Source organism: Cohnella sp. CFH 77786, from assembly GCF_019400745.1.
Lineage (GTDB): Bacteria > Bacillota > Bacilli > Paenibacillales > Paenibacillaceae > Cohnella.
Genome location: NZ_WJIB01000003.1, coordinates 1 through 14,147 on the forward strand (window position 1 = coordinate 1; position 14,147 = coordinate 14,147).

The window sequence follows — 14,147 nt, forward strand, 5'->3', positions numbered from 1 at the left end:
TTCTTTCACGATTTGCATTCGCTTCTCTTCGAACACTTTCCCTGTACGCATATTGTCCGCCTCCCCATTACCATTAGTCTAATTCAATTGGGGGACAGGACTCCACATCAATTAGGGGGCCGTGGAGCTTTTTCTATTAATTAAAACTTGGCAACCGTTGATCGGAGACAAGCCGCTGAGGACCGGACTGACTTCCACTCGTCATAGAGAAACGTCCCCTTCCTCCGCGACCAAAGACCGCAAAAACCGCATCACCCCGATATAATACGCCCGATCTCGGGGCACGAACTCGGACGCAAGCACCGTCACCGCGCTAACCCGTACCCGACATTCTTCCAACCCAGCGCCTCCAGCCGCACCCGAAGCCTCAACGACGCTCCCCGCCAACCCAGCGCCTCCAGCCGCACCCCAAGCCACGCCGTCGCTCCCAGCTGCCAACTCATCGCCGCCAGCCACACCGCAAGCCACGCCGCCGCTCCCAGCTGCCAACTCATCGCCTCCAGCCGCAACCGAAGCCACGCCGTCGCTCCCAACTGCCAACTCGACGCCTCCAGCCACACCGCAAGCCTCGCCGCCGCTCCCAGCTGCCAACTCATCGCCTCCAGCCGCACCCCAAGCCACGCCGCCGCTCTCAGCCGCCAACTCCACGCCCTCGGCCTCAACCGACTCCTCGTCGCCTTCCATCATGGCGATCAGCCGGTCCGCGTCGGCTTCGTACAAGCCCGCCACCTCTTCCTCCTGCAGCCGGAACCGGCCCGGCGGCCAATCCGTGACGTAGCCGAATACGTCGCTGATCTCGCGGTCGATATACGTCCGCCCCCCGGCTTCACCCGAACCTTCCTCGCGCACAACGCCATACGGGACAAGCTCCTCGAAGCGAACGGACAGCCCGAGCTCTTCTTCCAGCTCCCGGACGGCGTCCGCCGGCGTTTCCCCCACGGTCAAGTGGCCGGCCGCCGTAATATCGTAGCACCCCGGATTCGTGTCCTTGCGCTCCGACCGGCGCTGAAACAGAATGCGCGCCCGGCCCTCACGGTCACGCCGGACCAGCCAGCAATGAAACGTCCGATGCCAGTGGCCCACGGTATGCACTTCCTCGCGAGTTTCCGTGCCGATCGGATGGCCTGCTTCGTCGTAAATGTCGAATCTTTCTGTCGTCTGGTAGGACATTACACGCAACCTCCCATTTTTGGGACCTTATTGGAAAAGGAATTTGGCTAACATCGTCGAATGATATGAAGAGCGATCCCAAGATACTGGAGAAAGCCTAAAAGACAGCGAGGGATAAAACATGAGCGGTTTCGGGGCATGGTGGTCGGCGTTTTTCCTGGTACTATCACTAATGATCAGCATACTCGCATCATATACCATGTTTAACTTCATCAGCAATCTGAAGCGCACGAACGGGACCTTCCGGCAATTTTGGCTGGCGGGGGGCGCGTTCGTTTTCGGCGTCGGGATCTGGTCCAAACATTTCGTGACCGTTCTGGCGTTTAACCAGCCGCTTTATTTCGCCTGGAGCATGCTCGTCAGCCTGTTTTTCATCATTTTCTTCTCGCTGACCGGCTTCGTCATGCTTACGTTTCATGAAGTCTTCCGCTACCGGCTCATGCTGGGCAGCTCCATCCTCGCGTTCGGCATCGCGTTCATGACTTATTTCAGCGTTCTCGGACAGCCGATCGAGCAATTGTCCATTCACCCTTTCTCGCTGACGCTCTCTCTGCTTTTCTTATTCTCGGGAACGTACGTTTCGTTCGTGCTGGTAGAGAAAGGGAAGAGGTCCTGCCTGTGGCTCGCGAGCCTCATCCTCGGCATTTCCGTGTCCGTGGTGCAGCTGCTCGGCATCCAGGCGCTCGATATCGATTTCTCCGTCGTCAATTCATCGGACAAGCTGAACCGGGACGTGAACCTGCTCGGCTTCATCATCGGCATTGCGGCCTTGCTGATTCTGATGTCCACGCTGGTCACCTGGTATATCGACAAACGGCTGAACCAGATGGACGAGCGTTACCGGCTGCTGGTGGAAAACTCACTGGATACGATCGCGATTCTGAAAGGGGACAAATGGGGCTTCGTGAACGCGTCGGGCTTGCGGATGTTCGAGGCGGAGGAACCCAAGGACCTGCTGGGAAAGTCGATTTATTCCTTCCTGCCGCCGCGGGACCACGAAGCGGTGCGCGAGCGGCTGGCCAACCTCGTCATCACGGGAAGCGGCCGTCCGCTGGAGCAGGATTGGTATACGCTGAACGGGAAAGTGCTGCATACCGAAATCGTGGAGACGATGACGACGCTCGACAACGAACCGGCGATCCAGGTGATCATCCGGGACATTTCGGAGCGGAAGAAGAACGAGGAGCTGCTCATCAATTCCGAGAAGCTGTACGTGGCGGGCCAGTTGGCGGCCGGCATCGCGCACGAGATCCGCAATCCGCTTACCTCTCTCAAAGGTTTCCTGCAGCTGATCGCCTCCGGACGCAAAAACAATACCACCTACTACGATATCATGAACTCCGAGCTCGACCGGATCGAAGAGATCGTCAGCGAGCTCCTGATGCTTTCCAAGCCCCAGGTGTACCAGCTTTCCTACCATGATGTCAGAATCATGATGCGCGACACCGTCACGCTGCTCGAGACGCAGGCGATCCTGCACAATATCGCGATCGAAACCGAGTACGGGAACGAGCCCCTGTGGGTGTACGGCGTGGAAAACCAGGTCAAGCAGGTGTTCATTAACGTCATCAAAAACGCCATAGAAGCGATGGTCGACGGAGGCGCGATCCGGATCCGGCTGTCACGGGCGGGCGACCGCGTATATGTGCGGATACATGACGAAGGGCCGGGCATCGGGGAAGACCAGCTGGCGAAAATGGGACAGCCCTTCTATACGACCAAGGAGAAGGGTACGGGGCTCGGTCTGATGGTCAGCTACAAAATCGTGGACAACCACAAGGGCAGCATTAACGTGAACAGCGAGCTCGGCAAAGGAACGGTGTTCGAAATCATTCTGCCTTTCCGTTATCCCGACCCGGTCGCGGATAAAATCATCAGCTGACGCGGAAGAACGGCTGACCGAACCGGGGTATGGCCGGCGGGTTCCCCGTCGCCATAGGCGGGCAGGGGGACGGGCGACTCCACCGTAACCTCCGTGCCCCTCAGCATGGTGACGATCTCCATGCGCACGTGTTTGCCCGTCAGGACGGCCGGGAATACGGCCAGCAGCCGAAGCGCAGAGCAGCCGTGAACGACGCAGACGTGAAGCTTGCCGTCGTCGGGCCGGGCTTCCGGGCAGATTTTCAACCCGCCGCCATAGGTGGCGAGATTCGCGACGGCGGCCAGCCAGCCTCTCCGGAAGACGCGCCGTTCCCCGTCCACCGTTACCGCAATGTCTTGCGGCTTGTAAACGGCAAGCATCCGGAGAAGCCCGATGATATAGGCGAGCGAACCTGCGCCCAGCCGGTTGCACCATCTTTTGTAGCGGGAGCCGTTCACATCCTCGGCTACCGCTCCGTCGAGTCCGATGGCGACGGAAACGAGGGAATATTGGCGGCCTCCGTCCGGACGGCGCGTGACGATCACGTCGGCGGGACGGGCAGCACCGTTCAGCGCGATGTCGAGCGCAGCGGCCGGATCTTCCGGGAGCCCGAAAGCCAGGGCCGTATCGTTGCCGGAGCCGGAAGGGATCAACCCGAGGGGCAGCCCGAATTCCAAGGCAAGCGGGAGCAGGCTGTGCACCGTTCCGTCTCCTCCTACGGCAACGAGCGCAGCGACCCCGCCTTGCCCTAGCCGGGCTTTGGCCCTGTGAACCGCCTCCGCCGGCGATTCCGCCGCGACTGCCTCATAATCGGCGCGTTGCTCGAGCAATCTCCGTTCTACGGTTCGCCAGGTCCGCTTGCCCCGGCCGTTGCCGGATTTTTCGTTCACAACAAACAGGATCACTCGCCGATAGGCCTCCCCTTGCTGCCAGTTCGCGTATGTATCCCATTATATAGAGCGGTCTCCCGTTCGGGAAGCGTTTTCGCGCGGGGGCCGAGGGCGGATAAGGGGGTGACCGGGCGGAAGGGAGACGAGCCGTGCTATAATGGAAGCGCAGGTGACGATCGGCAAGGAGGAATCGGCTTGGCCGAAGCGCTGAAAGAGATGTACCATGAAGCTTTTCTGCGGGATTTCGCGCGGAAGATAACGAAACGGCTGCCTTCGTTCGACGAGGAGAAGTTCGTCGGCCTGGCCCTCGGGCCCGGATGGGAATCGCTGGAGCTCAAGGGGCGGATGCGGCGCATTACGGAGAGCCTCGGCGCGACGCTCCCGCCAGCGTACGAGCAGGCGCTGGACGTACTGGAAGATATCGCGGACGAATGCCGCGGTTTTCCCTATATGTTCTTTCCGGATTTCGTGGAGCGGTACGGGCTGGACCAATGGGACCGCTCGGTGGACGCTCTGGAGAAGTTTACTCCGATGTCGTCGTCGGAATTCGGCGTCAGACCCTTCCTCTTGAAGGACCTGGACCGCATGATGGACCGAATGCTGCGGTGGGCCTCGCATCCGGACGAACATGTGCGCCGGCTGGCCAGCGAAGGCTGCCGGCCCCGGCTTCCTTGGGCGATGGGAGTGCCTGCGCTGAAGCGGGACCCGTCGCCGATCTGGCCGATCCTGGAGCGCCTGAAGGCGGATCCTTCGGAGTACGTGCGCAGGAGCGCGGCGAACAACCTGAACGATATTTCCAAAGATCATCCTGAACAAGTCGTGGAACGGCTGATCCGGTGGCAAGGGCGGGACGAACGGACGGACTGGATTCTCCGGCACGGCTGCCGGGGGTTGATCCGCGCCGCCCATCCGGAAGTGATGGCCCGGTTCGGTTTGCTGCCCGCGGCCGGCGTGCAAGTGGACGAGTGGAAGGTGTCGCCCCTGGAAATCCCGCGCGGGGGCTCCGCCGAGGTTGCCTACGGGCTGAAGGTGCCGGAAGGGGAGGCGGTCAAGCTGCGGCTGGAACTGGCCGTCACGTTCCCGCGTCCCGGCGGCAAGCGTTACCGCAAGCTGTTCAAGCTGAGCGAGAAAGTCGCAGCCCCCGGCTCCGAGGTTCGGGGCAGCCGGCGCCATTCCTTCGCGGACTTGTCCACGCGGCTCCATTATCCGGGCGTTCATCACCTCGCGCTGATCGTAAACGGGCAAGAGGCGGCTTCGGCTGAGGCGGTGCTTCTGCCATGACGATCGGCGCGCGGGTGCTGAAAACCGGGCTCGCCGTGGCGATCGCGCTGTGGGTAGGCACGCTGCTCGGGCTGAAATCTCCGCTGATCGCCGCCATCGCCGCCATTTTCACGATCCAGCCCTCGATTTACCGATCCTGGAAGCAGGTGCTCGAGCAGGTGCAGAGCAATCTGCTTGGGGCCGCGATCGCCCTCGGCGCCGTATGGCTGGTCGGCACGTCGCCCATCTCCGTCGGGATCGTGAGTATTTGCGTCATCCTGCTGTGCTTGCGCTTCGGCACCGAAGAGACGATCGGGCTGACGCTCGTCACGGTCGTCGTCATCATGGAAGCCGGATCCCAGGGCTGGCAGCTCGCGGCGGACCGCGTGGGCGGCATCATGACGGGAATCGTGTCGGCGTTCGCCGTGAACATCGCGGTGGCTCCTCCCCGCCATACGAAGCGGTTCGTCAAACAGGTGCAGGAGGCGCAGTCGTCCATGTCCCGCCTGCTCCGCACGGCCGTCTCGAACGAGCTCAAGGAGAACGTATTCCGCGACGATCTGGGCAAGCTGAGAAAACAGCTCCGCAAGCTGGAGGAGTTCTACGAGCTGTTCGCGGAGGAACGCGTTTGGGGACAGAACAAGCGGATGGGCAGGGCGCGGCTGCTGGTCGTTTACAAAGGCATGCTGGAAGCGCTCGAGAGGGGCGTCTCCCTGATCGTGGCCGTGGAAGAGCATTATTTTGCCGTGCGGACCGAGAAAGCCTGGAACCGGCTGATCGACCGGCAAATCGAGACGTTGTGCGGGTATCACGAGCAGCTCATGTGGAAATGGGACGGGCTGATGAAGCCGGGAGCTTCCAGCGCGGCGCCTCCGCAGGAGGTATCCGGGCACTTAACCGAGATGGTCGTCGGTCGGGCGGAGGAAGACGAGCCCGGCTCCCGGGCCCGTCTGCTGGTCGTGACGAGCTCCGTTTATTCTTATGAAGAGCGGCTGCGCCGGCTCGACAAGCTGATGGAAATCTATTTGGCCCGAGGGGAAGGCTCGGATGCGCCCGAACCGTGAGCGGAGCGGATGTTGGACAAAAGGGGAACCCCGACACCCTTCGAGGAGAGGCCGGGGTTTCTTTCGTTTCCGGACGTTTCTTGTTGCGAGTCGACGGGAAGCCCGTTAGTGGCAAGGCGATGCGAGGATGCTAGATTACGGAGATAGACTACAGCGATCCATTTCTTTGGATGGAGGATAGGATATCGATGGAATCTTTGGATTGGACGTGGCTTCTGGTCTTGATGGCGGGAGGATTTCTGGCTGCATTCGTGGATTCCGTGGTCGGCGGAGGCGGGTTGGTGGCTTTGCCCTTGCTGCTTGCGTCCGGGATGACCCCGACGATGGCGCTCGGAACGAACAAACTGGCCGGGACTTTGTCTTCCTTGACGAGTACAGCTTCGTTCGTCCGCTCCCGCAAAGTGAATGGCAAACTCGTCCTTAGCCTGTTTCCGCTGTCGCTGGCAGGAGCCGCATTCGGCACTTACGCGGTGCAGCATATTCCTTCCGGTTTTTTGCGGCCCGTGGTCGTGGGCATGCTCGTTATGGTGACGCTCTACACGATTTTCAAAAAAAGTTGGGGCCAAAGCTCCACATATCGCGGTTTGTCGGTCCGTTCTGCGGCTTGGATGGGGGTTGCGGCGGCCGCTCTCGGCTTTTACGACGGATTTTTCGGGCCGGGAACCGGCTCGTTCCTCATCTTCGTCTTTCTGGCGCTCGGATTCGATTTCGTCATGGCCGCTGGAAATGCCAAGGTGCTCAATTTCGCGAGCAATATCGCGAGTCTGGCCGTGTTCGCTTCTTTCGGCTACGTGGATTACCGATACGGGCTTCCGATGGGGGCGGCGATGATCACCGGATCGCTGATCGGTTCCCGGGTGGCGATCCGTAAAGGCTCTTCGTACGTCCGTCCGTTGTTTATCGGGATCAGCGGCTTGTTGATCGGGAAACAGGCGTGGGAATTGCTTCATTGAGCAGCCGGGGGTTGCCGTTGTGCTTATGCGAGGGGCGGACGAACTCTGCCGGGCTGTACTGCTGTCTCAGCTAATCGCCCGAGGGATCTACGTCTCAAGTACGCTGCCCTTCCGCGCCGCGAGAGGGCGGGAGGCGCGGTTTCCCGATTTCCGATCGTATTACCTCTTTTGTACGTTCGATGATGTCAGTCTTTTAGCGTGTTCAAAACGTCTTATTTTGGCTTCCTGACCGGGTAACGCTCAAATAAGGTGGACGCAAAACGTTCAGGGTCCCAAAAACGACCCGATGAAGGCAGAATAAGCTTGCCGGACGAGCTTTACGTGTTGGCACGGGGTCGAGAAGGCAGAGATAAGCTTGCCGGACGAGCTTTACGTGTTGGCACGGGGTCGAGAAGGCAGAGATAAGCTTGCCGGACGAGCTTAACGTGTTGGCACGGGGTCGAGAAGGCAGAGATAAGCTTGCCGGACGAGCTTAACGTGTTGGCACGGGGTCGAGAAGGTAGAGATAAGCTTGCCGGACGAGCTTTACGTGTTGGCACGGGGTCGAGAAGGCAGCCGGATTAACGTGCCGGTGTGGGGGTCGAGAAGGGCAGAGATAAGCTTGCCGGAGGAGCTTAACGTGTTGGCAAGGGGTCGAGAAGGCAGAGATAAGCTTGCCGGACGAGCTTAACGTGTTGGCAAGGGGGCGAGAAGGCAGAGATAAGCTTGCCAGACGAGCTTAACGTGTTGGCACGGGGTCGAGAAGGCAGAGATAAGCTTGCCGGAAGAGCTATACGTGTTGGCACGGGGTCGAGAAGGCAGAGATAAGCTTGCCGGAGGAGCTTAACGTGTTGGCACGGGGTCGAGAAGGTAGAGATAAGCTTGCCGGAGGAGCTTAACGTGTTGGCAAGGGGTCGAGAAGGCAGAGATAAGCTTGCCGGACGAGCTTTACGTGTTGGTGCGGGGTCGAGAAGGCAGAGATAAGCTTGCCGGACGAGCTTTACGTGTTGGTATGAGAAAGGTTGCGTTCGGCAAAATAACGTTACAATTCTCCACCTTATTCTCCCGGAATCATGACGGGTACGAAGCCGGTGGAGCGTCATGATTTGTCCAAAAGGAACGGAAGACGATGCGGACGAACCGTGACGGGCCCTAGAAAAAGGCAAACGGGCTGTCCCATCATCAAGCCCGATCTCCAGGCTTTTGGCGGGACAGCCCTTGTTTGCTCATTACCGGTCTTGGCGGTTGTAATGCCGGCGGGGGTGCGTGATCTTGCCCTTGAGCGCTTCGATTTTGTCGCTTTGCGGCACAAGTCGGGGATCGGTCTCCCCTTCGTGATGATTGTCGAAGCTGAATTCGACGAGCTCCCATTCCGTCGTTCCGAGAACGGGATCTGCGGGAAACACGTTCCCCCGCTGAAGCTCCAGCTCGCGGCCCCACTCGTTCTTATAGACGCCGTCCACTTCGATCATTTCGCCGGATAACGGCAGCATCCGTTGCTTCTTCTCGCTCATTCGGCCGCCTCCCTTGCCCTATAAACCGTGTTTGGGATAGGCGGCTTTGTCCGCCTTGGACTGCATGCGGCTCGCTCGTTCCTTGCCTTGGCCGGTTCGGTCGGCTTTGGATTGGGCGGAGCTTGCCTCTTCTTGACCGGCGGATGGCCTTTCACCGGACATAACCGTCCCTCCAGGGCAGCGGACAACGGAACGTCGGCTTGCGTATGTTGCCCGCGTGAGATATGGGGCTTCGGCGTCCTCGTCGGCTTCACCGACGTGTGACCGTAGCAGGGTTAGGGTGCCACGGTATGGGGCCCGTTATGCCCGGGATACGTACCGCTTTCGTATCTCCGCGCCACACGTAACCGCTGCGTGCCCCCGCCCAGGGTTCAACCCAGCAGTCGCAAACCGCAGGAGGGGCATTCCGCATGCTCGTGCGTCACGCGCTCGCGGCAGCCGGGGCACTCATCCTCGAACGGCTCATGCGCCGCGCGGGCGGCTGCCGTCGCCGCGGTTTCGCCTTGTGCCTGCGAAGCTTCGCCCGATTCCGATCCCGGTCTCAGGAAGGACGGCGTGTGGAAAATCGGATCCAGCATCTTCTTGATTTCCTCGTATTTGCCGGAATCGTCCGACATCGCGCGGACCAAGGCGTACATGCCGCCAAGCAGCAGGACGAGCGCCGTTACCGCGATTCCGTAACCCCACCAAGCGACAGCAGGCATGCCCCATGCCCTCCTCCATTTCGACCATTCGGCTTTCCGACGTCTCACCGTCCGATCATCCAACCATCCAACCATCCAACCATTCGGCTTTCCGACGTCTCACCGTTCGATCATCCAACCATCCAACCATCCAACCGCCCGATCATCCAACCGCCCGATCATCCAATCATCCAACCGCCCGATCATCCAATCAACCAACCATCCAACCACCCGATCATCCAACCAACCAACCATCCAACCAACCATCCGATCAACCAACCATCCGATCATCCAAACATCCGGTCAACCATCCGCCCCGTAGCGTTTTTCCAGCTTTTTGCCGCCGTACCACATGACGACCAGAACGGCAACCGCGGCCGCGATCCGCCACGGCTGTTCCGTCATCGCCCGCAGATCGGCCCCGAGAAAAGACAGCGTGAAAATCATGACCGCCTTGCCCAGCACGATCGCGGTCAGGAACGAAGCGAGCGGCATTTTCGACACCCCCGCGGAGATGTTCACGAGCGCGGAAGGAGAGAACGGAAAGCAGGACAGCAGGAAAATCGGCGTGAAGCCTTTGCGTTCCATCCAGGTGAAGAACCGCTCCGTTTTCGGGTACCGCCGCCGGATGCGATCCCCGTATCTGCGGCCGAACCATCGGGCGAGCAGGAACACGAGCAGCGCGCCGAGGCAGGCGCCGATCCAAGAATACAGAAAACCGGCCCACAAACCGTAGGCCGACGCGTTGGCGACCACGAACACGACGAGCGGAAGGAAGGGCAGCAACGCCTCCAGCAGCGGCAGCAGAATGCCCGGCAGCGGTCCGAGCGCGGAATAGCGATCCAGCAGAGCCTGGATGTCTTCCCGGTTGATGTCTTTCAGGTAAGAGGCCATGTCTTCCCAGCGGAAAGCCATCCCATTCTCGATCAACATAGGCACATCTCCTTCAAGTATGCGCAATTTTCAGGAGCTGAGCCGTTTCTCCCCGCGCAGCGAGTGGAATGGGAAGAACACATAGAACAGGCTGATCAGCATGAACAGCGCCCCTGCCACTCCGACCACCCAGGCTTCGCTGAGCAGCGTCGCGAGCAGCCCGCCCACATAAGGGCCGATGACGCCGCCGAGCCCTTCCACGGTCGAGAAAACGCCCCATCCCAGCCCTTGCTGGCCCGGAGGCACGTAGGCCGCGAGCAGCGCGTTCCAGGCCGGCAGGACGGCGGCGTAAGACGCCCCGAGCACGAACGCCCAGAACAGGGCGAGTCCGTAGGAAGGCTTGAGCGTCAGCAAGTAGAGCACCACGCCGAACATCAGAAAGCCCACGACCAGAAACCACTTTTTTCCGAAATGGTCGGCCAGCTTGCCCATCGGAATCAGCCCGATCGCCGTGAACGCGCCGCCCACGGTCAGAAGCACCGAATAGTGGGTGGAGGTGATCCCGAGATCGTTCGAGGCGAACGTCGGCAGGATGGGCAGCAGCATGCCCGCTCCGAGCGTCTGCAGCACCATGCCCGGCAGCAGCACTTTCATTTCGCGAAGCCGGGACCCCAGAATCGATAGCTGCCGAATAAACGGAACGCGTTCGATATGCATCTGCCGGCGGGACGACAGGGCGAATGACAGCATCCAGGCGGCGAGCGATATGGCGGCGAGCATCCAGAAAGCCGCGCCCAGGCTCACGTCAATCACGAGATTGGTGATGACGGGGCCGGTTCCGAGTCCGATGAGCCAAATGGTATAAAGCACGCCCATCTGCATGCCCCGGCTCTCCTCGCGGACTCGCGTCAGGCATACGATCCAAATGGGAGAAAGCCCGAAGCCGAACAGCCCGGATGCCGCGATGAACAGCCAGGGCGCGTCGGCGACGCCGATCAGCGCCATGCCGGCGAACGACAGCAGCAAGCTCGCGTTCACGACCGTGCGGATCGGGAATCGGTCGAGCAAGTAGCCCATAGCCAATTTGACCGCGGTATCCGTGACGAAGCTGGCCGTGATGGCCGCGCCGATGACGTCGAGATCGAGCCCGAGCCGTTTCGTCCCGTAGAGGGAGAGAAAGCTGATCAAGGCCGCGCCGCGTACGAATTCGACCAGAAATAAGATGAGTACGTAGAGCAACATGTCCGAGCGGAGCAGCGATTTGGCCGGGGCGATTTTCATGCGGAAACTCCTTTAGTCTCATACGATTCCAGGCGGGATTGCGTTTCGGTAAACCTCTTCCATTATAGACAATGGACGTGCATTATCCAAACGCTTCCGGATAGGGTCCCGCCTGATTCGATTCTAACCCGGCCATGTAAATTACAGATAAGGATCGCTTAAAAAAGGCGATTTCACGGGAGGGTTCTGAGCCGGGCGCCAGAGTTCATAAGGTGAGATGTACGATGCGTGGAAGAGGAGGAAACGGAAGTGGAATACGCGAAGCTGGGCCGTTCGGGCATGCGGGTGTCGAGGCTGTGTTTGGGGACGATGAATTTCGGCGTGGACACGGAAGAACGCGAGGCGTTCCGCATCCTGGACGCGGCGCTGGAATCGGGCATCAATTTTATCGATACCGCGAACGGTTACGGAGGCGAGAGATCGGGACTCACGGAAGAAATTCTCGGCCGGTGGTTCCGCCAGGGCGGCGGAAGGCGGGAGAGAACCGTGCTGGCTACGAAAGTGTACGGTCATATGCATGATCCGCTCGACGGGCCCAATCGGGAAGCGGGCTTGTCCGCTTACAAAATCCGACGCCACCTGGACGGCTCCCTGCGCCGTCTAGGCACCGACCACGTGGAATTGTACATCATGCATCACATCGACCGTAGCGTCGGTTGGGACGAATTGTGGGAGGCTTTCGATAAGGCCGGGCAGCAAGGCAAAATCGGATATGTCGGCTCAAGCAACTTCGCGGGCTGGGATTTGGCGGCGGCGCAAGGGGAGGCCAAGGCGCGGGGCATGTTGGGGATCGTGGCGGAGCAGCACAAGTACAATTTGCTGTGCCGGCTGCCGGAGCTTGAGGTGCTGCCCGCCGCGCAAGGCCTCGGCATCGGGATCACGGTCTGGGCGCCCCTGGACGCGGGCTTGCTGGGCGGCAACGCGTTGCGTCCGGACGTCGGGCTGCGCAGCGTTCAGCAACGGGATCGCATCGAGAAGGTGCGCGGCCAGCTTGTCGCTTATTCCAAGCTTTGCGCCGAGCTGGGCGAGCGGGAGGATACCGTCGCCTTGGCATGGCTTCTGCACCGGCCCGCCGTAACGTCCCCGATTCTCGGCCCCCGGACGCTGGAGCAGTTCGAACGCTGTCTGCGGGCGGTCGAAGTCAAACTCGGAGACGACGTGCTGGCCAAGCTCGATGAGATTTTCCCGGGTCCGGGAGGGGAAGCGCCCCGGGCATACGCTTGGTAAGAGGTGTGCCGCGGAAGAGGCGGCTCGGCAACGGGCAGCCTCTTCTTTTGTGTTCGTAGGCAAAATTCGACAGCAAAATCGGACAAGCTGGATTATAATGAGAAAGTATGGAAATCCATCTACGGGCAGGGAGAGTTGCGATTTGAAAAAGGTCCTCGTTCTTTGGTTGTCCTTGATATTGCTTGCGGGATTGGGAGCGGCATCGGCGTCGGCGGCCGCCCCCAAGGAGGGGACGGACGTTCAAGTGCTGCTGGGTGGCCAACCGGTCGCGTTTCTGCAGGATCCGGTCGTAAGCGGAGACAAGGTTTTCGTGGAGTTCCGCACGTTGTTCGAGAAATTCGGTTACTCCATCGACTACGTGAAGCAGACGCGCACGATCAAAGCGACAGCCCCGGGACACCGAATCGAGATGTCGCTGAACGGGGACGTCGCTTTCGTGGACGGGAAAGTCATAGACAGCAAAGGCGAATGGATGATCGTCGGCGATCGGGCATTGGTCGGAACCGATTTCTTGGCCGCCCTGAGCGGGCGAGCCGTCGACTGGGACGAGACGAGCCGGGTCGTCGAGATCGCGGACAGGAAGGCGACTCCGGAACAGGAAGCGGCCGTGCTGCAAGTGTTCGACAAACTGCAATTGGCGGAGGCGGCAGGCGACAACCAAGGTTTGGCAGCCCTCTTCGCTTCCGACACGCCGCTGGATCTGAAGCAGATGCTGCCCGATTTCAGCAAGATCAGAACCCGGACGACCTATTCGGAGAAGAACGTCATTTCCTATTCCGACAACGTAGCCGTGGTCGAAGTGAGAGACCAGACCGTCCGGTTGAGCGGCGCGTATTTCCTGGACAATCAGACGCATAGCCGTTATACGCTGCACAAAGACACGGACGGCAATTGGAAAATCTTCAACGTAGAGATGCTGGAAGGGGAAGTCATCAACGCCGAGCGGCTGTTCGACCTGGCGGTGACCGTGCCGGAAGCCGATAAATCGGCGATTGAAGCCGTTCTGCAGGCGCAGGTCAAGGCGGCCAATGAGGAAAACGTGGATGCGACGCTTCAGACGATGACTTTCGGTAGCGAGGACCAGAAGAAGCAAACGGCGGAGTCGCTGAAAGCGATATTCGGGCAAACGGACTCCGCCACGAAGGTGAACAAGACGGCCATCGTCGAGTTCGAGGCGGGGAAATCGGCCACGCTCGTCATTTCCACGACGGTGGAGGTGAAGGCGGGCGGATCGACCGTGAAGTCGGAAGTCCTCGTCCAGAATAAGGCGAAGTACGTGAACGGCAAATGGCTGCTGGATCCCGAAACGTTCGTCCTGTCGAACAAACCGCTGTAAGAAAAACGAAACGAAGGCCGTTCCTTTGGGAGCGGCCTTCGCGATTTCGTGCCGTG

Annotated in this window: 14 protein-coding genes; 6 read left to right on the forward strand and 8 right to left on the reverse strand. The window is 60.1% G+C overall.

Annotated features, from left to right (window positions below; translation table 11 throughout):
* Positions 1 to 201: 201 nt before the first annotated feature.
* Positions 202 to 1,170: an NUDIX hydrolase gene (locus tag GE107_RS05210; RefSeq protein WP_219638545.1), complete on the reverse strand. Its 969-nt coding sequence runs from the start codon at positions 1,168 to 1,170 to the stop codon at positions 202 to 204.
* Positions 1,171 to 1,291: 121 nt separating this feature from the next.
* Here GE107_RS05210 and GE107_RS05215 point away from each other — a divergent pair, with 121 nt between their 5' ends.
* Positions 1,292 to 3,052, forward strand: a complete 1,761-nt coding sequence (locus GE107_RS05215; RefSeq protein WP_219638546.1) for an ATP-binding protein — start codon at positions 1,292 to 1,294, stop codon at positions 3,050 to 3,052.
* On the opposite strand, the gene GE107_RS05220 is transcribed toward GE107_RS05215, so the two are convergent.
* The gene (locus GE107_RS05220; RefSeq protein ID WP_219638548.1) at positions 3,016 to 3,936 is read right to left on the reverse strand and encodes a diacylglycerol/lipid kinase family protein; all 921 of its coding nucleotides are present in this window, start codon (positions 3,934 to 3,936) and stop codon (positions 3,016 to 3,018) included. The two genes, GE107_RS05215 and GE107_RS05220, sit on opposite strands and share 37 nt — an antisense overlap.
* Before the next feature lie 180 nt (positions 3,937 to 4,116).
* Here GE107_RS05220 and GE107_RS05225 point away from each other — a divergent pair, with 180 nt between their 5' ends.
* The 3 genes from GE107_RS05225 to GE107_RS05235 all read left to right on the forward strand — a co-directional run bounded on the left by GE107_RS05225 (position 4,117) and on the right by GE107_RS05235 (position 7,198).
* Positions 4,117 to 5,202, forward strand: coding sequence for a DNA alkylation repair protein (locus GE107_RS05225; RefSeq protein ID WP_219638550.1), 1,086 nt, complete (start codon positions 4,117 to 4,119; stop codon positions 5,200 to 5,202).
* Positions 5,199 to 6,245, forward strand: a complete 1,047-nt coding sequence (locus GE107_RS05230) for an FUSC family protein (RefSeq protein ID WP_219638552.1) — start codon at positions 5,199 to 5,201, stop codon at positions 6,243 to 6,245. The genes GE107_RS05225 and GE107_RS05230 overlap by 4 nt, the downstream gene beginning before the upstream one ends.
* Positions 6,246 to 6,433: 188 nt before the next feature.
* A complete protein-coding gene (locus tag GE107_RS05235; protein WP_219638556.1) occupies positions 6,434 to 7,198 on the forward strand; it encodes a sulfite exporter TauE/SafE family protein in 765 nt (254 codons plus the stop codon).
* A gap of 1,208 nt (positions 7,199 to 8,406) precedes the next feature.
* Here GE107_RS05235 and GE107_RS05240 read toward each other — a convergent pair.
* The 6 genes from GE107_RS05240 to GE107_RS05265 all read right to left on the reverse strand — a co-directional run bounded on the left by GE107_RS05240 (position 8,407) and on the right by GE107_RS05265 (position 11,528).
* Positions 8,407 to 8,691 (reverse strand): transposase, encoded by a 285-nt coding sequence (locus GE107_RS05240; RefSeq protein WP_219638558.1) that lies wholly within the window; start codon positions 8,689 to 8,691, stop codon positions 8,407 to 8,409.
* Positions 8,692 to 8,709: 18 nt separating this feature from the next.
* Positions 8,710 to 8,853: a hypothetical protein gene (locus GE107_RS05245; protein ID WP_219638560.1), complete on the reverse strand. Its 144-nt coding sequence runs from the start codon at positions 8,851 to 8,853 to the stop codon at positions 8,710 to 8,712.
* A 209-nt stretch (positions 8,854 to 9,062) separates the two neighbouring features.
* A complete protein-coding gene (locus GE107_RS05250; protein ID WP_219638562.1) occupies positions 9,063 to 9,395 on the reverse strand; it encodes a hypothetical protein in 333 nt (110 codons plus the stop codon).
* A gap of 99 nt (positions 9,396 to 9,494) precedes the next feature.
* Positions 9,495 to 9,665: a hypothetical protein gene (locus GE107_RS27385; protein ID WP_255570237.1), complete on the reverse strand. Its 171-nt coding sequence runs from the start codon at positions 9,663 to 9,665 to the stop codon at positions 9,495 to 9,497.
* A 12-nt stretch (positions 9,666 to 9,677) separates the two neighbouring features.
* Complete coding sequence (locus GE107_RS05260; protein WP_255570238.1) at positions 9,678 to 10,307, reverse strand: TVP38/TMEM64 family protein; 630 nt, start codon at positions 10,305 to 10,307, stop codon at positions 9,678 to 9,680.
* Between the two features lie 30 nt (positions 10,308 to 10,337).
* Complete coding sequence (locus GE107_RS05265) at positions 10,338 to 11,528, reverse strand: MFS transporter (RefSeq protein ID WP_219638568.1); 1,191 nt, start codon at positions 11,526 to 11,528, stop codon at positions 10,338 to 10,340.
* Positions 11,529 to 11,777: 249 nt separating this feature from the next.
* On the opposite strand from GE107_RS05265, the gene GE107_RS05270 reads away from it, so the two are divergent.
* Entirely contained in the window at positions 11,778 to 12,755 is a 978-nt protein-coding gene (locus tag GE107_RS05270; RefSeq protein ID WP_219638570.1) for an aldo/keto reductase, read from the forward strand.
* 142 nt (positions 12,756 to 12,897) lie between these two features.
* Entirely contained in the window at positions 12,898 to 14,091 is a 1,194-nt protein-coding gene (locus tag GE107_RS05275; RefSeq protein ID WP_219638572.1) for a copper amine oxidase N-terminal domain-containing protein, read from the forward strand.
* Positions 14,092 to 14,147: the final 56 nt, after the last annotated feature.